Genomic DNA, 24806 nt, shown 5'->3' on the forward strand with positions numbered 1-24806 from the left:
GCTCCCTCTCTTGGATATATTTATGGTTCTAAGCCCCATACAAGTGTTTCACCTTGATAAAGTGTAACCTTATTCCAATCGGCAAATGTCTGCTGAACCGCGCTGTAGGAATAATCATCCGTTTCATTATAAGCCGTCCAGTCCGTCTTATTGGTGCGAGCCTGGATCTCGCCGCTATCTCCACCAGACGCTATACTTCCAGCCCCTGCATCAAAAGAAATCTCCAGATAATAATCCGCGCCCGTACTGGCGGGATTCAGCTTAACAAAACTGCCGCTTAAATTACCACTGCCCACTACAGCATAATCACAATGAAACTGTTGTGGTTTATCCCCATCCACAGTGAAATAATAACGCAGCTTCAAGCCGCTAAGTGCCACAGACTCGGTTCCTGTATTCATAATTCGGAACTGAGGGCGCAGCTGTCCATCACTGGCATTCGTATCATTCGTACGATATTGCACCTTTAAATTTCCCGTTGTGGGCTGTGTCGGTTCTTGGGGTTTGGCACTAACCTGTATAGATGGCAAGCTCTCCCCTACACCATTCTTGGCAGTGATCACATAATAATAAGTGGTTCCGTTCACCCGTCCACTATCCATGTAATCCGTTCCCGTGACATTCTCAAGCACCGTATACGGGCCTCCACTCACTTCACTGCGTTTAACGGTATATTCACTGATCCCGCTAATCGCATTCCAAGTCAAATGGACCGTTCCATTACCTGCTACAGCCTGAACATTAGTCGGACGTGCAGGGACTTGAGGTTCTCCAGGTTGTCCGCCACCCGCTGGAAGTTCTCCATACATGTGTACACCTGCATCAAACACCGGAATGTTCGCTGTTTTTACAGGAGTTACTCCTTGAGCTGCCACCCCTTGGAATGAAAAATCATTAGCATTATTCCAGAAGTTAGTGTTCAGCGGAGCTGCAATTCGGAATTGAATCTCCTTACGATGAGCAGATTGTCCACCCGGATAAATCAAAGTACCTGTAAAATCGATCTTAGTATAGTAGATATGGTTAGCTGCATCGTAAGGCTGAAGTGCAGACACCGTTCCACCCTGATTGTAGCCTCCCGCTGTAACCGTAATATCCTCAGGACCATAACCAGCCGCTATCGCTTCACTAAGATCCACATAATAGTTAAAAGACATCTCTTTACTGGCCCTTGCCGGCCAGCCCGTACGGTTATTCAGCAATGCTCGAATCTCTACAAAGTTGCTGCCACTAGCATTCACAGAGGCTTCGACAAACATCTCATCTTCACGTGTCTCTGCAGGCGGAAATTGTGCAAGGGGCTGTTGCCCTTGTCCATGCAGCAGCACCATTTTTGCAATAGCTCCTGTAAAAGCAGCATTGTAATCGGTTGCAACTTCATTCGAGACATAATCGTTAATGGAGTCGGTGTAGCTGTCTGTTTTGGACGGGCCTCCAACTAGCGCTCCGTACAAGACATGGCGATGATTTACCGGAACGCTCTGACTATCATTCCATGATCCATGTGAGGTTCGATGATGGGGATGCTGAGGAGAATTATTACCAAAACCGATAACATAACTGCTGTTTCGTGGATTGTCGCCAAGCATATACGTAATTTGTCTCTCCGCGAAAGAGCGCGCTGTATCTTTCTTCACCGGATCGCTCACCCAGTCTGAGTAAACGAAGGCCATAAAAGCCTGATTGGCTGCATAACGCAATGCGCCCCATTGATCCAGATGGGCTAGTCCGCCAGGTGTATAGGCAACACGGTCACTTGTTCCACCCACTCCAGTCGTCCAATACTGCATATTCCGTTCAGTGGATTGAATGAACTTGGTCTGCCCGGTGATTCGTGCCAACAGTAATTGAGCGCCATAATGCTTGTCGTCCCAAGACTGTGTCCACTGATACCCCCAGTTTCCAGCCTGATTCGTTCCCCATTGATCGCTTGCTGCAATAGCCTTATTGAGATACTGCTGATCGTTAGTCGCCAAATACAACCAGACAGCCCCCCAGCTCAATTCATCCGCGTAACCGCTCCAAGAATTATAATATTGTTTGACGTCGGTAATGCTGTCGGAATAGGAGCCGCGATAAGTGTCTGCAAAATTGTAAAGCTGTTTAGCATGCAGCAGCAGCTTGTCCGCGTATACGGCATCCGTATCCCTGAAAATAATGGATGCTGAAGCTAACGCTGCAGCTGTTTCTGCGGCAAGATCTGATCCGGGATGAGTGGCATCAATTTTGTAGGAAGGTCTCTGCATCTGCATGACTTCTGCGGGTCCCCACCAATTATGATCGGTTGTTCCGTTACCAACTTGTCCCCACAGCTCGTTAGGAGCGGTATGAGCTTTCACAAAATAATCGGTTGCCCAGCGAATATTGTCTAAAATTTCCTCCAGCTGCCCAGACCCCTCATATCCTTGCTTGTACTCATAAACTGACCATGCCAGCATCGTTGTAGAATAAGCCATAGGCAAACCGAATTTAACGTGATCACCGGCATCGTACCAACCACCAGTCAGATCATGTCCCACATCCGCCCCGTCCAAAAGACCGGAATCGCCCCGCCATTCCACCCGATTGTTATCTGGCAATTCACCAGACCGCTGGGTTTCGTAGAAATAAATAGATTTTTGTAGAACCTCCGCATAGTTGTAGTCTCCGGCCGCTGCCTCTGCTATCGCCGGTTGAAATGCAGCATTTGAACAAAATGTAAGCGTAAACAACAAACTGAACACCAGTCCTTGTTTCCTATACCTCTTGATCATTTCTACTGCCCCTCTCTTCAGTGAATGCCACAAGAAAGATTACACCTCAGTCCCGTAACACCTCCCTCACTTGAATCAGGTACCTGTCATTGCGATCATCCACTCACCTCACTCTAAGAGCTATATTTAAGCGAAAGTTTCGCTCTCACCCAAAATATACCATATCTTTCATTAAAACACTATATTTTTACAGTAAATAATGCACAAAATATAGGAATAATTGTTAATTTAACAGAAAATAAAAAACAGCAGCTCAGGATTTCTCCTTGAACTGCTGTTCATTAATCCCCTCTTACTGAGCCACCGCAGCTTTATCTGCAGAAACCGCAATGTCGTTATAATAGAGTCCGGTTCCATCACCAATTGCAAAGTTTAGCACACGGTTATTAACCGGCACAATCACAGCACGATAAAGTGTTGGGAATACTGGAATCTCATCAACCATAAATTGTTGCCACTCTTTATAGATTTCTTTACGTTTGTCTACATCAAATGCAGCCTCAGAGATCCCTTCGGCGAGCAAACGATCGTTCTCTGCACTGGAGTAACGTGGGAAGTTATAGATTGCATCTTTACCGTACAGGCCTGATGGGTCAACGTCAATCCCTACCCCCCAAGCACCTTGGTACACATCAACAGTAGGATCATCCTCACCATTTTGACCTATACGATCATAGAAGGTATTAAACTCTACCATTTCCAAAGTTACATTCAGACCAATCGCTTTCCAGGATTGTACATAATATTGAGCCAGCGGCTCAGCAATGTCTCCACCAGTCATCGAAATGAAATTAATCTTCAGCTCGCTGCCATCTGGATTCGTTCTAAATTCACCGTTTAATTTGTAACCAGCGTCATCCAGGATCTTTTTAGCTGCTTCTGGATCAAAAGCTACGCCCGGATTGGTAGTATCATGGAATTCTGGATGGGACGGTGGAATCAAGGTAGTCGCATTCCAACGCAGACCATTATAGAACTTTTTACCAACAGTATCATTGTCAACCGCAGCCCACATTGCTTTACGAAGATTCACATCCGCCATTTTAGCTTTAGGATCGGTAACAACCTCTTTTTTCGTTGCATCCCATTTGCCAAGCTTAAATCCAATATACGTATACGCACGGTCAACAGCCCCGAGATACTCAACATTTGATAGCTTCGCATTATCAGGGAATTGATCAATAGGGAAGGAATCCACCAAGTCAACTCCACCAGATTTCAGTTCTTGTACAATCGTTGTTGGGTTGATAACCTTCAAAATTACTTTATCCAGTTTAGGGGCTCCACGCCAGTAATCTTCATTCTTAACAAATACTACAGACTCACCAGGAACGATACTCTCTACTTTAAAAGCTCCGAAGCCAATTGGCTTTTGGCGGACTTCAGGGGAAGAGGAGATTTTGGCAACATCCATGCCGCCAAAGATATGTTTGGCTAATGGATAAATCCATACGCTACCCGTTAACAAGGAAGGTGTAGATTGCTTATAAGTAATTTGCAGTTTCTTATCACCCAGCACTTTAATCCCGGATATGGTCTTGGCCTTACCGGAATGGTACTCATCCATGCCTTCAATATTAGTGAAGTCAGAACCGTAACGAGGACCATCATAAGCAGGATTACCAATAACTTCATGGGCGAACAACCAGTCTTCAGCCGTTACTGGCTTACCATCCTGCCAGTTTACATTGTCGCGAATCGTAAAGGTAAAGGTACGTCCATCTTCTGCAACTTCATAAGTAGCCGCACCATCATTAGTATAAACATAGTCTTTATCCCAAGTTAACAAACCTTCATCAAACCAGTTCAGAACTTGAGCATCTGGATCTCCAGAATAGAAGTTCCAGTTCAAAGTGCCTTCAAATGGACTATCGGAAACAAGTCCAAATGTAATTGTCCCTCCGTCAATAGCTTCACCTTGGTTAGTCTTAACGTTACTGAAATCTTTAATGTTATAAAGTCCGTCTTCTGCCTCAGGCGCGGCCGTTGCTTCTGCGGTTGCCGCAGGTGCGCTGGCGTTAGGAGCTGCTGTTGATTCAGCCGCTTCGTTGTTGTTCTTGGAGCCGCAGGCCGCAAGAGCGAACAACATTACAAACATTAATGAAACTAGTAAAGCTTTTGAACGAATGGCTTTTCTCATTTAATCATTTCCTCCCTTATTATCCTTTTCTTTGTCTTGCGTCGGTCGCACGTTTTAGCGCTTGACCCACATTATTTATACTCAACATCAATACCAGGATCAGCAATGATGCGGGTAACCAGATCCACCATCTGAACTCAAGAGTCTGCGGATTTCTCGCATAGCTTACTAGAGTACCCAGACTGGGTGTACTTTCTGGAAAACCAAAACCTAGAAAGGATAGGCCTGATTCCAATCCAATATTAGCTGCCAGATTCAAGGTCATTGTTACGATAATGATTGAGCTTAAGTTCGGCAGAACTTGCGTAAACATAATTTTTAGATTGGAGGAGCCTAGGGTCTTAGATGCCTGAACATAATCCAATTCCTTCTCTTGTAATGTCTTGGAACGAATGAGCCTGGCAATCCCCATCCAAAGAAATGCTGTCATGATAAAGGAGAAGGTCAACGTATTGTATTTAGGAACTGCGCTGACAAAAGCTATAACAATCATTAGAAAAGGTAGAATCATGAAGAAATCCACAATACGCATCGCGACATTATCTACCGTTCCCCCAAAGTAACCTGAGACTAAACCTACCAGAATACCGATAATTCCCGTAAAAAATGTAACCATAAAGGCAATAGACATGGAATTTCGTGTTCCTATAATTAATTGACCGAATACATCCCGTCCTCCATAATCAGTCCCCAGCCAATGCACAGCCGAAGGCTTCTCATATAGGGCGAACAAGTCAACCGTGACAATTTCTTTCTGATCTAAAAATAAGGAGATCCCATATACAGCAGCAATAATCGTAAATAGGAAAATCAATGAGACCAGTGCCAGCTTATCCCGCACCATCTCCCGCCAAACAATTTTGAAGCCCGATGGACTTTTATCAGTTTCCTGCAGCAGAGCTATCTCTGCGCTCGTCTTTGCCATTTCATTCACCCCAAAGTGTTCATCTTCTTATTTAATCCGGATACGAGGATCTACGATACTTAAAATAATGTCTGATAACAACGCACCGACGATGGAAGCAACCCCATACAGAAGAACGAGGGCTGTTACCACGCTGAAATCCCGAATCGTTATCGAACTTAGAAACAGCAAACCCATTCCTGGATAGCTGAAGATCGTTTCAACGAACACCGTACCACCAATTAGCCCAGTGATCTCATATCCAAAAAATGCAGCGATCGGCAGCAAGGAGTTTCTCAAAATATGACGATTGTATACGCGTGACTCTGAAGCCCCTTTAGCTCTAGCAGTGAGAATGAAATCTTTTTGCTTCGTATCAATGATCTCATTTCTCAGATATTGTACGGTCCCAACCGTTGCAATTAGCGCCATAGATAGCGCAGGCAGAAGCAGATGATAGAATTTACTCCAGAAGTGACTTAGTGTACCTGGAACTTCCCCGGGACTGACACTGCCGCTGGTAGGAAACCAATGAAAATGAAATCCGAAAACCCATACCATTAAAAGTGCAAAAATAAACAACGGTGCAGCAAATCCAATATAGGTATAGCCAGTTATCAAGCGATCCAGCCACGAATCGTTATAACGTCCGCTGGTAATACCAAGCGGGATAGCAATAAGGTATGTAAGAATCAGCGTAACAATGGCCAGCCAAAGTGTATTCATCAGGCGTTGTCCGATTAGCTCTGAGACCGGCATTTTGAAACGGAAGGACTGGCCGAAATCCCCTTGTATCGCTTTAGTGATCCAATCCCAGTACTGGATGTACCATGGATCATTTAGACCGAGCTTTTCTCTCATCGCATCAATGGCCGCCGGATCAATATTCGGATCGAGCATTCCTGAGAGTGCGTCACCAGGCATCGCCTTCGCCATAAGAAAAACAAGAATACTTAATAGAACTACTTGAGGGATCATTATAAGAATTCTACGAACGATAATCTTCCACATATTCTCAACCTTTCTCAGGCAAGGCTACCAGATGAGTCTCGGAAATTGATTTTAATGGATAAGCCATGCCTTCTTCATCAAAATAATTCCGGTGCGCTTGTTCATATTCCTTGCTTACTGATTTTCTGAATTCCGTCTGCTTTTCTCTCTGTTTCGGATCAATATCAGGAATGGCGGCAATGAGTCGTTTGGTATAAATATGCTGAGGATTGTCAAAAATATCTTTAGCAGTCCCTTGCTCCACATGTCGTCCTTTATACATAATCCCTATGTGATCGCACATATGCCTGATGATCCCGAGATCATGACTGATAAATAGAAAAGTAAGATTCAACTCTTTTTGAATGTCCTGCATGAAGTTAAGCACCTGTGCCTGTACTGAGACATCTAGCGCAGATACCGGCTCGTCAGCAATAATAAGTTTTGGCTTGAGTGCAATTGCTCTGGCAATTCCGATCCGCTGCCGCTGGCCGCCAGAAAATTCATGCGGATATTTCAGGATGTTCTCAGGACTTAAGCCTACTTGTAAAAGCAATTCCTGCACCCGGCGTTTTTCTTCCCCTGGAGACATTTTTTCGAAATTACGCAACGGTTCTGCAATAATATCGAGTACACGCTTCTTAGGATTTAAGGAAGAGTACGGATCCTGAAAGATCATCTGAATGTCTTTGCGGACATTTCTTTGCTTTCGTACACCCCTCAAGGCCAAATCTTGCCCTTCAAAAATCACGCTGCCGCTAGTAATAGAATTAAGACCTATAATCGCGCGACCCGTTGTCGTCTTTCCGGAACCAGATTCACCAACCAGACCATAGGTTTGCCCAGCTTCAATGGTAAAATTAACATTATCGACAGCCTTAACTACGCCAACTTCCCTTCGAAAAACACCGCCGTGGATCGGAAAATGTACTGCTAAATTTTTAACCTCAAGAAGTCCCATTGTGGATTGCCTCCTCGTTAGTATCAGGGAAATGGAAATTGTTATAACAGGTGCAGCGAACGAAATGTCCGGGTGCGACTTCATGCAGCTGTGGGTTCTCCTCATGCTCCGATTCAGGAATCCAAGGTGTCCGTGCCGAGAAACGGCAGCCCTTACGCGGAAGGTTTTGCAGTGGTGGAACAATCCCCTGAATCACATGCAACCTGGATTTTTCTTCTTTTGCCGTTGGAATGGAGTTTAATAAGGATCTCGTATATGGATGTTTCGGATTAGACGTCAACGTAAAAATATCTGCGATTTCGACGATTTGTCCGGCATACATCACCGCAACACGGTCAGCCATTTCGCTTACAACCCCTAAGTCATGAGTGATTAAGATAATGCCTGCTTCCATATCGTTTTTTAATTTTTTAATAAGTTCAAGGATTTGTAATTGGATAGTCACATCTAGTGCTGTGGTAGGCTCGTCGGCGATCAAAAGCTTGGGTCCATTGGCTATCGCAATGGCGATAACCACCCGCTGCCTCATGCCACCGGATAATTCGTGGGGGTACTGCTGATATGTATGCTCGGGACGGGAAATTCCAACCTTGGTCAAAAGATCAATGACCTTCTCTTTTCGCTGTTTCTTAGAAAGCTTGGAATCATGTAGGATAAGTACTTCTTCAATCTGTGAACCGATGATCATTAGCGGGTTTAAAGCGGATAAAGGATCTTGAAAAATCATAGACATTTCTTGGCCGCGCAGCTTGTTTAGTGCAGCAGGAGACATAGTAACGATGTCCTGGCCCTTGTATTTGATTTGTCCGTCAATTCTGGCTCTGGTATGCAGCCCCATAATGGAAAAGGCGAGCGCACTTTTTCCTGAACCAGATTCTCCAACGATAGCCAGAATTTCATTTTTGCGAACAGACAGGGTAACATCATCAACCGCAGCATAATAGTCGTCTGCAATTCTGAACGATGTCGACAAATTTTTGATTTCTAGTAGTTCTTCGCCCATATTTATCACCCTAACGACAAGGATTTCAAAATTAACACAATGAAAATATTATGTAAATTTTGATATAAATAGTGTTGATTTTCATGAAACATTTTGAAATAACCAATGTGATGATAATTAACACTGTTAAGAATACTACCAGTAGTTCAATCGGAAATAAAAATGAACATCTCGTAACTTTGTAGTTCATTTTAATTAACTTATGGTAAATTATCAATCTTTTCCTATAAAAAATTTTCAATCGATGTGATTAAAAGTAACGTAGATAACAAAAAAACGGCTCTAGGCCGCCTTTTTTTGGGAATTATTTAGTTCGACTGAAAGTTAAAATCTTTGGCTTTCCAGCATGAAATTGGAAGGTATTACAGTCGCTAGCTGCTTACTGCTCCCGCCGAAGCTTTTGATTATGACGAATCTTAATCTCATTGCCTTGCTCAGTAGCTTGATAAAAAACACGCTGAGAAATCTCCTTAGGCAAATACTCTTGCTTCACATAATGCCCCGGAAAATTGTGCGGATATTGATATCCTTCATGCCCTAACGCAGTTGCACCTTTATAGTGCGTATCACGCAGATGCAGCGGTACCTCCGCTGATTTGATCTCATCCATACTTGCCATTGCATTGGAAATAGCCATAACCACAGCATTAGACTTCGGACTTTCCACTGCAAAAAGAATAGCTTGGGCAATGTTCAGCTTCGCCTCTGGCCAACCATTGTTTCGATACGCATCCAGCGCACTCACCGCTTGAACCATAGCTTGGGGATTAGCCAAGCCGATATCCTCACTGCTGGCTGCAATCAGGCGCCGAATAAAAGTCATAGGGTCCATTCCAAGCTTTTCTACCGCATACAGAAACCAAAACAACGCGGCGTCGCTGGAACCGCGAATACTTTTATGAAAAGCGGATAGCACATCATACTGCGTAGATTCATCAGCCTTCACAATGGGGCGCCGAATGGATTCCTCCGCCACCTCCAGCGTGATATGAACACTTCCATCAACTTGCGGCGCGGTAGTCAGGGCTGCCAGCTCCAGCGCGTTTAGTGCCCGCCGGATGTCTCCATTAGCCATTGTTGCAATATGCAACAATGCCTCCTCATCGACCTGAAGCTCCATAAATCCAAGACCTTTCTCTTTGTCCGCCAAGGCTCTGCGCATTGCGATCAAGCTGTGTTCACTCGTTAATGCCTCCAGCTGAAATAAGGTGGAGCGGCTCATAAGCGCCCCATTAACATAATGGAACGGGTTCTCTGTAGTCGCTCCAATGAAGGTAATAGTCCCTTTTTCTACTGCTGGCAAAAGCGCATCCTGGCGTGAGCTATTAAATCGATGCACCTCGTCCAGGAACAGGATCGTCTTAGTGCCGTACAATGTTTGATTGTTCTGAGCTCGCTCAATAACCTCCCGTACATCCTTCACGGTAGCTTCCACCGCATTCAGACGTACGAACTCTCCTTGCGTGTGATGAGAAATAATATGCGCGAGTGTCGTCTTGCCGCATCCCGGGGGGCCATAGAGCAAAATCGAAGAGACTTGATCCGCCTCAATCGCTCTTCGCAGCAGCTTCCCCCGACCTATGATATGCTCTTGACCAATATATTCATCAAGATTCTCCGGTCTCATCCGGTCTGCAAGCAGCCGTCCGCCCCCAGTGTCCTCTCCGAAAGAAAATAAATCCATAACTCCACTTCCTTGCTATATTCTTGTAAAAGCTCAATGTAAATCCCTCTCTATCATACCATATCACAGGGAAGGATTAGGATGTCCTGCCGGTTCAAGGTAACAGTATCAGCATAGACTTATTTTACGCCAAAATAAAAAGAGCATGATCTCGTCTTAGAAAGGCGGGAGCCATGCTCTTTTTTCAAAATATAAGAAAGTATAGGTTTCACGCTATACTTTATCCTTATGATTTCTCGCATAACGCTTACCGTCCTTCTAAGGACACCAGAGGCGTTTATGCTTGAATTGCAAGCTAGCAATTTACTGCCAGCCGCATTTTTGATATGATTTTACGAATGCTTTCTTCCGATAGATGGTACTTCTTCTGAAGTTCCGCTACGGAATCACCGCTTCGATGACAACTGAAAATTTCCTTGTTCCGGTTCGCTATTTCTTTCCTCGAACCGCTGTTCTCGCCCCATCGAACCCGCTCTTCCGTCTTCTTTGGGATGTAGAGCAGTTCACCTTGGATGTATCCCTGAAGCTCTTCGAGCAAGCCAGGGGGGAGCACATCCTTCCCATTTACATAACTCAACTTGCATTTCCTCCTTCAACAGGTGTGTCCCTATGCGTCGGTCAACTAAGTTTTTAGTTATAATCACGTCACCTGCCTCCTTTCTTCTCCTCATATTTGGAAAAATCCGTAATTTCATTATATAAAAACCTTTTGGTAGCGTCTACATTCGATTTCATAAATTTCGTTCTTATGGATAAGTGTGGTACTTCTTATGTTAGTAATAAGGAGGCCGTAAGGCCTCCTCGCTTTAAGCAGGTTTCCGTCTTAAACGGAAACCACCTCGTATACTGAAATCATTTCAATCAGCCTCCTTCCAGAAGTGTTCTTGCCCGGCCGGACACTTATTATTAAGCCATACCTATGGGGGAGTTACAAGACCAAGAACAGTTATAACCATTCTCCACCAGTCTTACTCTCCCTCAGAATCGCTTCCAGCCGCCGTTTGCACATAGGAAGGAACTTCCCCATTATGGAGCAGCCACAGCTCATGGAGAGCACGTGTACAGCCGACATACATCAGCTTCGCGTCCCAAGCCGTCGCTCCGTAATGGTCTTGATCGGCATCTGCTAAGATCACCGCATCGAACTCCAAACCTTTTGATAAATAGACAGGCAGCACCGATAACCCGCCCTGATATTGTGTCATACTGCCATCAATCAGATGAATATCTTCAAAATGCTGTGCCAGCTCCGCATATAGTTCTGCAGCCTCATGAAGATTTCTTGTTAGGACAGCCACCGTACGGTATTCCCTTCCTGACAGAGACTTCAGTGCAGAGGTTATTGTCCGCAAGCGAGCCTGCTCATCAGCCACCAGTTCCCCGGCATCCTCGCCATAGGCGATCATACGCACGGGATCTCCACTACGAAACACAGGAACAGCCAGCAATGAGCTCTCCACACCTGAAGATAGAATTCCATTAGCGAAGTCTATAATTTCCATAGTAGAACGATAGCTGCGTGTCAGCGCGTGATAAGCCGTGTTCTCAGGGGCAAACAACGTCTGCATCTCTTCCCACGCGTGTACGCCTTTATAGGCATGTATGCCCTGCGAGAGATCACCCAGGATCGTAAAGGAATGGCCTCGCACATATAAATCCAGAACGGCAATTTGGAAAGGTGAAAAATCCTGGGCCTCATCGATTACTACATGGTCAAAGCGAGTAACGCCCTCATCACCATTCAAAAGATAATGGATATACAGCAGCGGAGGTAAATCCTCTTCACGTATGATGCCTTTTTTCAGCTCTTTTGCCGTTTCCTTCAACACAGCTGCCGGAATTTCCTCTGGCGGTTCAACCGGCCAATCCTCAGGAAGTTTAGCTGCTCGGAAAATTTGCTTATAGATCGTTAATGGATCATATTTAGGCCATTTGGCACTATAAGCCTTCTCTCGCTGCGCGCCTTTTTTCTTGCGATCCTTCATAGCAGCAGCTGACGGACTCTTCTTCAGTTCCATCTCAATCCAGCGATGAATCCGCGCCATTACCCGTTCCTTGCGCTTGGCTGGAGGATAGGGAGCATACTCCTCATTATGCCAGCGCAAAATCATAGAACGGCGTAGCACCGCACCCTCCCACGGGCTAAAATCACCCTCAGGTACAGAGCTGCTTTCCAATAGCTTGATACTGGACTCTATGATTCCCATCAGCACCGTGGAACCCTTGAAGCGCCCTGGTGTCTCTTCTGTAATTACCGGCATGCCCCCAGGGGTTTCGAACCAGCGGTTCATCGTCTCTGTCGCATCCTGTTCCGGCAATTCCAGTCCTAGTACATTAGCCGCCCAATCCGGAAATGTACTTTGAGCAATATTACCTACCCCGAGCTCAGGCAATACATCCGAGATGTAATCCAAAAACATCCGGTTTGGTGCAAAAATGATCATTTTTTCCGCAGAAACCTGATCCTTATATTGATACAGCAGAAAAGCAAGCCTGTGCAGTGCAACGGTTGTTTTACCGCTTCCTGCCACGCCCTGAATGATTAGCGCTGTATTTTTGGCAGCACGGATAATCTTGTCCTGCTCCTCTTGAATGGTCGATACGATATCCCGTAGACGATTATCCTTGTTCTCCCCAAGTCGATAGACGAGAAACTCATCCGATACAATCGGTGCATCGCTTTCCCGATTGTACGTATCCGCGACCCGCTCCAGAATTTGCTTCCGAATCACCACGTTGCGTTTGAGGTATACCAGCCCCTCTATCAATCCCTCAGGAGCTTCATAGGTGGCTGGCTCCGTACCGCCGGTAAACGAATAGAACAGGCTTGCTACCGGTGCGCGCCAGTCGATGACTAGCGGACGGTCGCTTACCTGCTCGCGGTCTACGCCGATTTTGCCTATATAGAGTGCCTTCCGTTCATTCTCATCATTGCCTTGAAAATCAAGCCGTCCGAAATAAGGCTCCTGCCTAAGCTTGGCAAGATCTTTGCGCTTCTGATCACGGTTCGCTTCCAGCACCTGTTCCGTATAGTCATGTCCCGTGTACACTGGTGTCTGCTGGAGCTTCTCCAGCAAAGTGTCAATTTCAGTAAGCGCTTGATTCAGCCTGTCTTCTTCCTCTTGATAGGCACTTTGAAAGTTGTCTTCCAATTTCAGTTACCTCCTAAAAGTTTATCGAGCTTAAATTTTCATGCTCCTACGCCCATTTCTCACGCAAAAGGATACCCATTGTAGCACAATCAGCACTTAAATACCAAATCTTTCAAATGATTTGACTAAACTTATAAGTTGTTCTCCAACCTAAAGCCCTTTGGTGCACCTTAGCATGCACAAGCGCCGAATGTTTGGGACAAACCAAAGGCATTTTTGCCTTTGATTTCGTCGTCTACACGCATTTAGCTCCAATCAACGGTATTTATACCTTTGTTTTCTACGTCTACGCACAATTAGCTCCAATCTACGGTATTTATACCTTTGTTTTCGGCGTCTACGCACATTTAGCCCCAATCAACGGTATTTATACCTTTGTTTTCGACGCTTCCACGCATTTAGCCCCAATCAACGGTATTTATACCTTTGATTTCGACGCTTCCACGCATTTGGCTCCAATTAACGGCATTTATACCTTTGTTTTCGACGCTTCCACGCATTTAGCCCCAATCAACGGTATTTATACCTTTGTTTTCGGCGTTTCCACACATTTGGCTCCAATCAGAGGTATTTATACCTTTAATTTCGGCATTTTCACGCATTTAGCCCCAATCAACGGTATTTATACCTTTGTTTTCGACGCTTCCACGCATTTAGCCCCAATCAACGGCACAGCGGCAATTACCTCTTTGATTTCAACACTGGCTAATAGAACTAATAAGAGTGCAACAACAGGTCCCTCGCAATCAAAGAAACTGGATGCCGCACTATAGCACAGCCTGCAAAATAAAGTTAGCCACAAACAAACCAGCAATTCCATACAGCGCAGGTGGCACTTCCTTCCCTTTGCCCAGCGCCAGCTTCACAATTGGGTAGGTAATAAAACCAAAAGCCATACCGTCCACGATGCTATAGGTGAATGGAATCATAACCATGATTAAAAAAGACGGGAACAGCTCGGTCAAATCGCTCAAGTCCATCTCACGCACATTCTGTACCATAAGCCCGCCGATCACAATCAAAATCGGGGCAATCGCACTGTCAGGAATATAGGATAACAGCGGCAGGAATAAGAAGGTCGCCCCGAATAGAAGCCCTGTTACAAGCGAGGTGAGACCCGAACGCCCGCCCGCAGCTATTCCTGCATTGGATTCTGCAGCGGCCACGACCGGACTGCTTCCGAAGAGACCCGCGGCGATATTAGCAAGCGAGAGCGCACGTAAGCTGCTTTTGAAGCGTTCTGGACGGCCTGCCATCATCGTCTGCGAGGCTACAAGACCGATATTTTCAAATACAACGATTAACAATAACAGGAATACAGCAATCCAGAACACCAGGCTCACAATGCCGCTCCAGTCCATTCCGAAAAATAAGCCGCCATAACCTGAGAATACATGCCCTGAAGCTTGTTTTTCCGGTGCATGTGCAGCTCCCAACAGGTAGGCTAGTCCTGTACCGACCAGCATACTTATCAGCAGGCCTCCGTTAGTTCCCCGGATAAATAACACTAAAGCCAGCAATAAAGTCACACAGGATGTAATAACTGCAGGATCACTAAAATGTCCTATGGCAACAAAAGTAGTCTGATGGGCAATCACTATCCCACTCTTTTGCAGCCCTATAAAGGTCAGAAACAGCCCTATACCGACTGTAATGGCATGCTGCAGGTTTTGGGGAATTGCCTCACTAAGAATACGATAAAGTGATGTGAAGGCCACAATAGCGAATAACACGCCTGTTATAACAACTACAGTAAGCGCCTCTCTCCAGTCCAGCTTCATGGAATGAACAAGCGTATAAGTGAAAAATGCGTTAATTCCCATCCCGGGAACCACGATGATAGGCGTCTTCCCGCCAAAAGCCATCAGCAGACAGCCGGTAATTGCGGTCAACAGTGTGGCCACCATTGCCGGTCTAAGCGGCATCCCCGCGTCATGGAGAATCGTCGCATTCACCATAACAATATAAACTGAAGCAAAATAGGAGAGAATCCCTGCAGCCCATTCCCGTTTCCAGTCATTCTCAGGTGCAAGCCCCACACTATTTCGCCAAAAATTCGATTTCATGTACAAAAACCTCCACTGATATTAAGTTCCGCAGGCGGATATTGCCCGGATTATAAATCTAAATCAGCCGTTCATCCCGGTTCAGCTATTATGCCTATTTGTGGCCTGCTTCTTGCAGAACCCGCCTGTTTAACGACAACAAAAGGGCGTACGCAGCCGGATTCCAGCTACTCGCCCTTTTGTCCATTACTCTAATCCTATAACTATAATTGAAACAGCCTCAGCTCAGCGATTCACTTACAAGCTGACGCCTCCAGCCTCAAGCAAGTCACGCACGGCAACGCTGACCATAATTAGGCCGGCTACCGGTGGAACAAATGAATTGCTGGCTGGCGGTTGTTTCGCTTTACGTCGATCCGGTGCATTCTCCGGAACAATCTTGTCCGTAACATCCTGACGCGGCTTCATTGGCGGCTCCGTAGAAAAAACCACCTTCACGCCTTTCTTAATCCCATCCTTACGCAGCTTCTGGCGAATGACCCGGGCAATCGGATCATACGTTGTTTTGGAAATGTCCGCTACCTGGAATCTTGTAGGATCCATTTTGTTGGCAGCGCCCATGCTTGAGATCATAGGAATTCCACGTGCCAGACATTCTTTAATCAAATGGACCTTGTAGATAATCGTATCCGAGGCATCAATCACATAATCCGGTTTCAGCTTGAACAGTTCCTCATAGGTTTCTTCCGTATAGAACATGTTCAGCGCAATCGCTTCACATTCCGGATTAATCAGCCTCACACGGTCTACCATCAGTTCGGCCTTCTTTTGCCCAACCGTTGTAGTAAGCGCATGGATCTGCCGATTCACATTGGTGATGTCGACGGAATCCTTATCAATCAGAATCAGTCTGCCGATCCCGCTACGAGCCAATGCCTCAACAGCCATACCGCCAACACCGCCGATACCAAGTACCGCTACTGTGCTGTTCTTCATAATCTCCAGACCTTCCGGTCCGATCGCCAGTTCCGTACGTGAGAACTGATGCAGCATGAGGTCAGCCTCCTTCAAAAGCTACAGCGAAGCAGAAATCTGCCTCGCCCGCTTTATTTAATTATTCTTTTTCTTTTTCTTTCTTTGGTTTAAGAGCCAGCTTAATATGCAGTTGCTCCAATTGTGAACCGTCTACTGGTGCAGGTGCATCCATAAGCAGGTCCGTTGCACTTGCCGTTTTCGGGAATGCGATGGTTTCGCGTAGATTTGTACGACCCGCCAGCAGCATAATTAGACGATCTAAACCGAAGGCAATACCACCATGTGGAGGTGTACCATATTCGAACGCATCCATCAGGTAACCAAATTTCTCGTAAGCAACCTCATCTGAGAAGCCGAGAGCTTGGAACATTTTTTCCTGTACTTCACGTTTGTAAATCCGCATGGAGCCGCCGCCTACTTCATAACCGTTCAGAACGATATCGTAGGCTTGTGCACGAATTGCACCTGGATCTGTGTCGAACAGATGCAGATCCTCTTCACGTGGACGAGTGAACGGATGGTGTTCTGCTACATAACGTTTCTGATCTTCATCATAACCAAGCAATGGGAAGTCAGTCACCCAAGCGAACTTGAACACATTATCGTCGATCAGACCCAGCTGACGTCCGATTTTGACACGAAGGGCACCTAGAACGTCCGCTACAACCTTTTTGGTATCAGCGGAGAACAACAGTAGGTCGCCTTCTTCAGCGCCTGTACGCTCCTTCACAGCGGCAATTTCTTCTTCAGTGAAGAATTTGACAATCGGCCCTTTGAACTCGCCGTCTTTCACTTGAATCCAAGCCAAACCTTTCGCTCCATAACGCGCAGCATAAGGTCCGAGATCATCGATTTCTTTACGAGTCCACGTCCCACAGCCTTTAGCATTTAGACATTTCACTTCTCCGCCTTTTTCGATCACGGAAGCGAATACCTTTACGCCACTTGTGGCAACAATATCGTTCATTTCTACAAGCTCTAATCCAAAACGCAGGTCAGGTTTGTCTGAACCGTATTTGCCCATAGCCTCAGCATAAGTCAAACGTTGGAATGGAAGCTGAATATCCGCTCCTACAGTTTCTTTAAACAGACGTTGCATCAGGTTCTCCATCATGCCAAGCAACTCATCCTGAGACAGGAATGAAGTCTCGATGTCCACTTGTGTAAATTCCGGCTGACGGTCAGCACGCAAATCTTCATCACGGAAACAACGAGCAATTTGATAATAGCGTTCAACGCCACCCACCATCAATAGCTGCTTGTAGATTTGTGGAGATTGTGGCAATGCGAAAAATTCGCCTTCATGCACACGGCTTGGCACCAAATAATCACGCGCACCTTCCGGTGAGCTCTTAGTTAGGATTGGTGTTTCTACATCAATAAATCCTTCACTGTCAAGGAAATCGCGGAAAATCTTAGAAGCTTTCGAGCGTAGCAACAGCGTTTTTTGCATTTCTGGACGACGCAGATCCAGGTAACGATATTTCAGGCGAAGAGATTCGTCTACTTCCACTCCATCTTCGATGAAGAATGGAGGGGTCTTAGCAGCGTTCAGCACTTCGATATCTGTAATTTGAACTTCAATCTCACCTGTTGGCAGATTGCGGTTAATGGTTTCTTCATCACGTTTAACCACTTTTCCTTTGACAGCCAAAACATACTCACTGCGAACCTTATCCGCAATTTGCAGTGCTTCGCCGGAGTAGTCCGGGTTGAATACAACTTGCACAATACCGCTTCTGTCACGCAGGTCAATAAAAAGTACGCCCCCAAGGTCGCGGCGGGTCTGGACCCATCCGTTCAAGGTTACCGTTTGTCCAATATGTTCTGGTGTTAATTGCCCACAGTTATGACTTCTTTGCATAATTCACCATTCCCCTTTTTATTTAAAAATACATTTCTACTTAAAAAGTTTTCTTCTATACCAACGCCTGAGCCAGCTCTTCGAGCTTCACAGTCTGCTGTTCCCCTGTGCTCATCGACTTCAGCGCAATTACACCATTCTTCAGCTCGTCTTCGCCAAGAATCGCAGTATAACGTGCCGACATACGGTCAGCTGACTTCATCTGCGCCTTCATCTTCCGGCCGAGGTAGTCGCGTTCTGCCGAGAACCCTTGGCTACGCAGAAAGTATAGCTGCTTGGAGATTTCAATATCAGCCTCTTCGCCAAGAGCTACAAAATACACATCCAGTGGCTTCGCAGTCTCCAGCTCTACCTTCTGATCTTCCAGAATAAGAAGAATACGCTCCAGCCCGATCCCAAAACCAATACCCGGTTGATCCGGTCCGCCGATTTCTTCAACCAAACCGTTGTAACGGCCTCCGCCGCCTACGGTATCAATAGAGCCAATGCCAGCTGCTTTATATTCAAACGCAGTATGCGTGTAATAATCCAAACCACGTACAAGACGAGGATTAATCGTGAACTCCACACCCATGATGTCGAGATGCATCTTAACCTTCTCAAAATGAGTTATGCATTCATCATCCAAACTGTCCAAAATGGAAGGCGCATCTGTAAATTTATCCTGATCCACCTTGCAATCCAGCACACGAAGCGGATTACGCTCGATTCGACGCTGACAGTCACTGCAGAGGTTATCCTTCATCGGTCTAAGGAATCCCAGCAGCTTCTCCCGGTAAGCCGCACGGCTTGGTGCATTACCCACGGAATTAAGCTCCACTCTTACATCCTTAAGACCTAGATCCTTATAGAATTGATAGCCCATAGAGATTACTTCTGCATCAATAGCCGGATCCACGGCACCAAACGCCTCAATCCCAAACTGATGGAACTGGCGATATCTTCCGGCCTGCGGACGCTCATACCGGAACATAGGTCCGATATAATACAGCTTGCTTACATCAGGTTCACCGTATAGCTTGTTCTGAACGTAAGCCCGCACGACACCAGCCGTTCCTTCTGGACGAAGAGCCAAATCACGGTCGCCTTTGTCCTTGAACGTATACATTTCGCCTTCCACAATATCCGTTGTTTCGCCTACTCCACGTTCGAATAACCCCGTGTGCTCAAACATAGGTGTGCGAATTTCCCGGTAGTTAAAACGGCGGCATAAATCTCTGGCCTTCCCCTCAATATACTGCCATTTCTCCACAGCACCCGGAAGCACGTCCTGCGTTCCTGTTGGTTTCTCGAATCTTTCTTTAGCCACAGTCTATCCCTCCTAAAAAATAACCCCTCTAAAGCTGTTCTCTTCATCTGTTTCTATTGCAGAAAAAGCAAAAAATCCCTCGCCCTGTTTTATAAAAAAACAGGGACGAGGGATTATCATAACCAATAATACACCACGTGGTACCACCCACATTCCGGATCAGTAAAAATATACTGAAGCCGCTCAAAGCGGTTAACGCCCGCCTACGCGTAAACGGCTACTGATCGCGGCAATCAACACTGCCCACTTTCGCCGTACGTTCTCGGGGAGGTCATTCATTCGCTCATCAACAGAATCCTTGCAGCCAAGCGATACCGGTTCATCATCCACTTAAGTAGATGTCATCCGAATCGACAAGGGATTCTTCTCTGGAGTTGTGGGTTCTCGAATTACTTGGTCCCGTCATCAAAACCATATGATAAAATCGTATATTGTTAATATTCTACTGAACTACTGCATTAAAGTCAAGGTAGTAAAAAGGATGCCTGGTATAAATTTTGACAGCTTCCGAGTTTTTTATTCAGCAATTATATTGTAACAAAAAAATGACCTGCAGCCGAATGCTGCAGGTCCATCATCATATATTATTAAAAAGGGGGTCATGCCTTTATTATAAACACGCTATATTAAGGAATCATGTACGTAATATTACGATTATATTACATTCCATGAAAGCGGTTTATTTTTAATAGAATACTATTCGAATTGTTCAACATAGGCCCCTTTGCCCCGAAGGATTTCCACAACTTCATTATAATTTTCTTCTGCTATACTTAGCTCCATCACATAACGAAGTTCACTTAAATCCCCATCTTCGAGATCTCCTTCTGCCACGTTCGCACTAACCTGATCTTCATTCACACTATAATGTGTTTCAGGGTCAGCCCGAGTATCGGAAGCGGCAATGCCAGGAACCAGCATAGCTCCAGCTGCAGGTGTGCTGGCCGTTCCAAGCGTTCCAGTTGTGCCTGCGACTACAGATGCACTATCCAGTGGAATGATTGGAAACAGAATATTACGATCATTGCCGATAGGGTCTGTGAGTGGCCAAACCTCCAAACCATCCACCTTATAGCTAATCAATGCTGTTTTTGCGCCTTCTGCTTCATTTTCAGTTCTGAAATACGCTTGGATTTTTCTGCTCATTGCCATTACCTCCTTGGATTATATGACTCTAATTTAAATATTGCTTATTTATTTCAGGACCTTCAATATTTCACGAACAAATGCAGGCTCATCTTTTGGTGTACGCGAAGTAATGTAATTGCGATCAACCACTACTTCCTCATCCTTAAACTCCGCGCCGGCATTCACAACATCATCCTTCAGCGGAGGATATGAGGTAATAGTGCGTCCCTTAAGCAAGTCTGCACTGATCAGAATTTGCGGTCCGTGGCAAATAGAGGCGATAGGCTTGCCTGCTTCATTTGCTTCTTTTACAAACTTCAAAATATCAGCATTTTGCCGTAAATTCTCGGGGGAAGAACCACCCGGGATGACTATCGCGTCATAATCACTTGCTTGAACATCGGCGATCGCCTTGTCTGCTGCGTAGGAGACTTCTTTCTTTTTACCTAGCAAGGTCTCCCCCTTTTTCAAACCAATAATGTCCGCTTGATGTCCTGCCTTTATAATTTCATCATAAGGAACCTTCATTTCAGAATCTTCAAAATCATTAGCCAGTAAGAAAGCAACGTTACTCATGTAATAGTTTCTCCTCTCTGTCTTTAGCAATTAATGATGTTCTAATTATTCTTTCTTGTGGTCTATTACCCTTATGAGGATGCTTTCTAACCTTTAACCGGAAAAAAGGCTTCCTTCACAACACCGAAAAAGCCGCCTTTTCCACCCGCTTCAGGTACGCGGCAAGAGATTGCGGCTTCTTCCTTTCATCACTAGTGGTTCGGTCTCGCCGTCTAGCTTTTTGGCTAATGCGCAGGCTTCCATAGGACTCCCAGTCGGTAGTGCCGGGAGACTTCTCCATACCCATGCCTTCTGTGATTGTCTCATTCTTAAACTCCCTGCCTTATGCGTGATATCTGCCTGCATTTAGTTTATCCAGCCCAAAGAAGCTCTATCCGCATAAAAAAAGATGTCGAAAGTTAGCTCCGGCCAGAAGCAATCTTCGACATCCTCTATTTCGTTAGCTGCGGCTATCCAGAATGAGAGTAACTGGGCCCCAATTGGTCAGCGACACATCCATCATCGCTCCAAATATGCCCGTCTCCACCTGAAGACCTCCAGCTCTAAGCTCTTGATTAAAATAATCATAAAGACGCTCGGCCTCCGCAGGAGCTGCAGCTCCCATGAAATTCGGCCGTCTTCCCTTACGGCAATCTCCGTATAAAGTAAACTGGGACACTGAAAGAATAGCCCCGTTAGTATCCGTGACACTATAGTTCATTTTGCCAGCATCATCTTCAAAAATACGCAGTCCAGCTATTTTATCCGCTAAATATTTGGCATCCTTCTCTGTATCTTCATGGGTAACGCCGACAAGCAGCATCAGGCCATTGCCAATCGCTCCGGTCACTGTCTCATCCACGGTTACTTTGGCGTCCTTACAACGCTGTACTACAACTCTCATCGCACTACTTCGCTCCTTGCCTTATTGCATGATCCGATTCACTGTATATACATCCTTGACTCGTTTCACTTTATCTACAACGGATTGCAGATGCTCCGTATTACGAATAAGGATGGTCATATGAATCATTGCCATCTTATTCTTGTCAGAGCGCCCAGTGACCGCAGAAATGTTCGTTTTGCTCTCGGACACAGCCTGCAGTACTTCATTGAGCAGTCCATTGCGGTCATGGCCTGTAATCTCAATATCCACACTATAGTTTGCTTCCATCGTGCCTTCCCATTCCACTTCAATCACTCTAGCTGCTTCTTCTCCGTCACCTTCACCCGGAATGTTAGGACAATCCTGGCGGTGTACAGATACACCCCGGCCCCGTGTAACATAACCTACAATGTCGTCACCCGGAACCGGGTTGCAACATCGTGCAAAACGAACAAGTAAGTTTTCAATTCCTTTTACACTAACGCCATTGGTGGGTTGATTTCGTCTCTCGCCGGAAGACTTGATCTCCTTCATCTCTGAAGTAAGCTCCAAGTGGTTAGCAGCTTCTTCCTGCTCCTTGCGCAGCTTCTCCGTCAAACGGGAGGCAATCTGCGAAGCGGTAATCCCACCAAAACCAACGGCAGACAACATATCCTCTACATCATTAAAAGCAAATTTTTTCGCAGCTTCCAACAGTTTTTCATCAGAAATCCACTCGGAAACTTCAACATTCAGGCGCTTCAGCTCACGTTCAATCGCTTCGCGACCTTTTTCGACATTTTCCTCACGTTTTTCTTTTTTGAACCATTGTTTAATTTTGCTTCTTGCGTGAGAGGATTGTGCAATTTTGAGCCAGTCACGGCTAGGTCCGTAAGAATGCTTAGACGTCAAAATCTCAACAATATCGCCCGTCTTCAGCTTGTGATCAAGTGGCACGATCCGCCCGTTCACCTTGGAACCAATCGTACGATTGCCCACTTCTGTATGAATGCGGAACGCGAAGTCAAGAGGCACAGAACCGGCAGGAAGCTCAATAACCTCACCTTTAGGAGTAAATACAAACACGAGGTCTGAGAAAAAATCCATTTTTAGTGATTTTACGAACTCTTCGGCATCCTTAGCTTCATGCTGCAGCTCCAATATTTCGCGAAAGAAAGGCATCCGATTCTCCGGATTAGCATTATTACTGCTGCCTTCTTTGTATGCCCAGTGTGCGGCTATCCCGTATTCTGCCGTGCGGTGCATTTCCCAGGTGCGAATTTGCACCTCAGTAGGCTCTCCGCCTGGTCCTACCACAGTAGTATGCAGAGATTGATACATATTGGCTTTTGGCATAGCTATATAATCTTTAAAACGCCCCGGCATTGGCTTCCATAAGGTATGAATAATTCCAAGGGTTGCATAACAGTCCTTAATATTATCCACAATGATACGAATGGCCAGCAGGTCATAAATTTCATTAAACTGCTTATTTTTTGTGCTCATTTTGTTATAAACACTGTAAATATGCTTCGGGCGGCCGGAAAGATCACCTTCAATGCCCATTTCATCCAGCTTGGCACGAATACGGCCAATTACGCTGTCGATAAATTGCTCACGTTCAGCCCGCTTCTTATGCACCAGATTAGCAATCCGGTAATACTGCTGCGGGTTCAAGTAACGAAGCGCAATATCCTCCATCTCCCACTTAATCGCGGAAATCCCCAGCCGGTCAGCTACAGGACAGAAGATCTCCAACGTCTCATAAGAAATACGGCGCTGGCTCTCTTCAGATTGGTATTTTAACGTTCGCATATTATGCAGACGGTCCGCCAGTTTAATGACAATGACCCGGATATCCTGGGCCATAGCAATAAACATTTTGCGGTAATTCTCGTTCTGCTGCTCTTCCTTTGAGCGAAAGCGAATGCGTTCCAGCTTCGTTAAGCCGTCAACAAGCATTGCGCAGGTATCGCCAAATTTAGCGCGGATTTGTTCCAGTGAGACCGTCGTATCTTCCACCACATCATGCAAAAGCGCTGCAACAATAGATATAACATCCATTTGCATATTGACGACAATATCTGCCACCGCCAGCGGATGCAGAATGTATGGCTCCCCCGACTTGCGGATCTGCCCGTGATGAGCCTGATCGGCAAATTCATAAGCTTCCCGGATGCGGAGAAGATCTTTATCTTTTATATAGGCGCCAGCCTTATCAATTAATCGCTCAATGCCCATTCTCGTCGTATCCGATTCCTTTCTATAATAAAATGAACCCGCAACTGTTCAAAAATCTGCAGGTTCCAATCATTTCATTTGTCCAAGCTTACTTACGCCCTTATTCAAAGTTGTCTATAATTATGAGGCTTAAGGAGGATTACGTCAACACTTGCCATCTCATGGTATTCCAGAAGTAAAAGTAATTAAATTCGGACAAATTAATAACACTTGTGA

Annotated in this window: 20 protein-coding genes; 1 reads left to right on the forward strand and 19 read right to left on the reverse strand. The window is 45.6% G+C overall.

What is annotated here, in order from left to right; all coding sequences use genetic code 11:
* Positions 1–20: 20 nt before the first annotated feature.
* The 9 genes from NYE58_RS28650 to NYE58_RS28690 all read right to left on the reverse strand — a co-directional run bounded on the left by NYE58_RS28650 (position 21) and on the right by NYE58_RS28690 (position 13587).
* Positions 21–2753, reverse strand: coding sequence for a glycoside hydrolase family 9 protein (locus NYE58_RS28650; RefSeq protein WP_341003627.1), 2733 nt, complete (start codon positions 2751–2753; stop codon positions 21–23).
* A 292-nt stretch (positions 2754–3045) separates the two neighbouring features.
* Positions 3046–4893 carry an oligopeptide ABC transporter substrate-binding protein gene (locus tag NYE58_RS28655; RefSeq protein WP_076218485.1) on the reverse strand — a complete coding sequence of 616 codons (1848 nt, stop codon included), beginning with the start codon at positions 4891–4893 and terminating at the stop codon, positions 3046–3048.
* 19 nt (positions 4894–4912) lie between these two features.
* On the reverse strand, positions 4913–5818 hold the full coding sequence (locus tag NYE58_RS28660; RefSeq protein WP_076129671.1) for an ABC transporter permease: 906 nt from the start codon (positions 5816–5818) through the stop codon (positions 4913–4915).
* A gap of 27 nt (positions 5819–5845) precedes the next feature.
* Positions 5846–6808 carry an oligopeptide ABC transporter permease gene (gene opp4B, locus NYE58_RS28665; protein WP_036677612.1) on the reverse strand — a complete coding sequence of 321 codons (963 nt, stop codon included), beginning with the start codon at positions 6806–6808 and terminating at the stop codon, positions 5846–5848.
* Positions 6809–6812: 4 nt separating this feature from the next.
* A complete protein-coding gene (locus tag NYE58_RS28670) occupies positions 6813–7748 on the reverse strand; it encodes an ABC transporter ATP-binding protein (protein WP_036677615.1) in 936 nt (311 codons plus the stop codon).
* Positions 7735–8751 (reverse strand): ABC transporter ATP-binding protein, encoded by a 1017-nt coding sequence (locus NYE58_RS28675; protein WP_076129669.1) that lies wholly within the window; start codon positions 8749–8751, stop codon positions 7735–7737. The genes NYE58_RS28670 and NYE58_RS28675 overlap by 14 nt, the downstream gene beginning before the upstream one ends.
* Before the next feature lie 379 nt (positions 8752–9130).
* Positions 9131–10435 (reverse strand): replication-associated recombination protein A, encoded by a 1305-nt coding sequence (locus NYE58_RS28680; RefSeq protein ID WP_076129668.1) that lies wholly within the window; start codon positions 10433–10435, stop codon positions 9131–9133.
* A 295-nt stretch (positions 10436–10730) separates the two neighbouring features.
* Positions 10731–11012, reverse strand: coding sequence for a CD3324 family protein (locus tag NYE58_RS28685; RefSeq protein ID WP_076129667.1), 282 nt, complete (start codon positions 11010–11012; stop codon positions 10731–10733).
* A gap of 391 nt (positions 11013–11403) precedes the next feature.
* Positions 11404–13587, reverse strand: coding sequence for a HelD family protein (locus NYE58_RS28690; protein ID WP_076218484.1), 2184 nt, complete (start codon positions 13585–13587; stop codon positions 11404–11406).
* Positions 13588–13781: 194 nt separating this feature from the next.
* Between NYE58_RS28690 and NYE58_RS28695 the strand changes: the two genes are divergently transcribed.
* A complete protein-coding gene (locus NYE58_RS28695) occupies positions 13782–14360 on the forward strand; it encodes a hypothetical protein (RefSeq protein ID WP_341003629.1) in 579 nt (192 codons plus the stop codon).
* On the opposite strand, the gene NYE58_RS28700 is transcribed toward NYE58_RS28695, so the two are convergent.
* The 10 genes from NYE58_RS28700 to NYE58_RS28745 all read right to left on the reverse strand — a co-directional run bounded on the left by NYE58_RS28700 (position 14355) and on the right by NYE58_RS28745 (position 24590).
* Positions 14355–15653 (reverse strand): NCS2 family permease, encoded by a 1299-nt coding sequence (locus NYE58_RS28700; RefSeq protein WP_036677630.1) that lies wholly within the window; start codon positions 15651–15653, stop codon positions 14355–14357. The genes NYE58_RS28695 and NYE58_RS28700 overlap by 6 nt on opposite strands.
* A 237-nt stretch (positions 15654–15890) precedes the next feature.
* On the reverse strand, positions 15891–16646 hold the full coding sequence (locus NYE58_RS28705; RefSeq protein WP_076277219.1) for a tRNA threonylcarbamoyladenosine dehydratase: 756 nt from the start codon (positions 16644–16646) through the stop codon (positions 15891–15893).
* Positions 16647–16707: 61 nt separating this feature from the next.
* A complete protein-coding gene (aspS, locus tag NYE58_RS28710) occupies positions 16708–18492 on the reverse strand; it encodes an aspartate--tRNA ligase (protein ID WP_076193219.1) in 1785 nt (594 codons plus the stop codon).
* A gap of 55 nt (positions 18493–18547) precedes the next feature.
* A complete protein-coding gene (hisS, locus tag NYE58_RS28715; RefSeq protein ID WP_036677635.1) occupies positions 18548–19801 on the reverse strand; it encodes a histidine--tRNA ligase in 1254 nt (417 codons plus the stop codon).
* A 192-nt stretch (positions 19802–19993) separates the two neighbouring features.
* Complete coding sequence (locus NYE58_RS28720) at positions 19994–20131, reverse strand: hypothetical protein (RefSeq protein WP_155288182.1); 138 nt, start codon at positions 20129–20131, stop codon at positions 19994–19996.
* Between the two features lie 366 nt (positions 20132–20497).
* Positions 20498–20947 carry a hypothetical protein gene (locus NYE58_RS28725; RefSeq protein WP_036677637.1) on the reverse strand — a complete coding sequence of 150 codons (450 nt, stop codon included), beginning with the start codon at positions 20945–20947 and terminating at the stop codon, positions 20498–20500.
* Positions 20948–20995: 48 nt separating this feature from the next.
* Positions 20996–21505, reverse strand: a complete 510-nt coding sequence (locus NYE58_RS28730; RefSeq protein ID WP_076105448.1) for a type 1 glutamine amidotransferase domain-containing protein — start codon at positions 21503–21505, stop codon at positions 20996–20998.
* Positions 21506–21655: 150 nt separating this feature from the next.
* Complete coding sequence (locus NYE58_RS28735) at positions 21656–21811, reverse strand: hypothetical protein (protein ID WP_179087027.1); 156 nt, start codon at positions 21809–21811, stop codon at positions 21656–21658.
* Between the two features lie 133 nt (positions 21812–21944).
* Positions 21945–22388: a D-aminoacyl-tRNA deacylase gene (gene dtd, locus NYE58_RS28740; RefSeq protein WP_036677641.1), complete on the reverse strand. Its 444-nt coding sequence runs from the start codon at positions 22386–22388 to the stop codon at positions 21945–21947.
* 21 nt (positions 22389–22409) lie between these two features.
* The gene (locus NYE58_RS28745; RefSeq protein WP_036677643.1) at positions 22410–24590 is read right to left on the reverse strand and encodes a RelA/SpoT family protein; all 2181 of its coding nucleotides are present in this window, start codon (positions 24588–24590) and stop codon (positions 22410–22412) included.
* Between the last annotated feature and the right edge of the window lie 216 nt (positions 24591–24806).

The sequence above is a fragment of the Paenibacillus sp. FSL L8-0708 genome (genome assembly GCF_038009325.1).
Classification (GTDB): domain Bacteria; phylum Bacillota; class Bacilli; order Paenibacillales; family Paenibacillaceae; genus Paenibacillus_AQ; species Paenibacillus_AQ odorifer.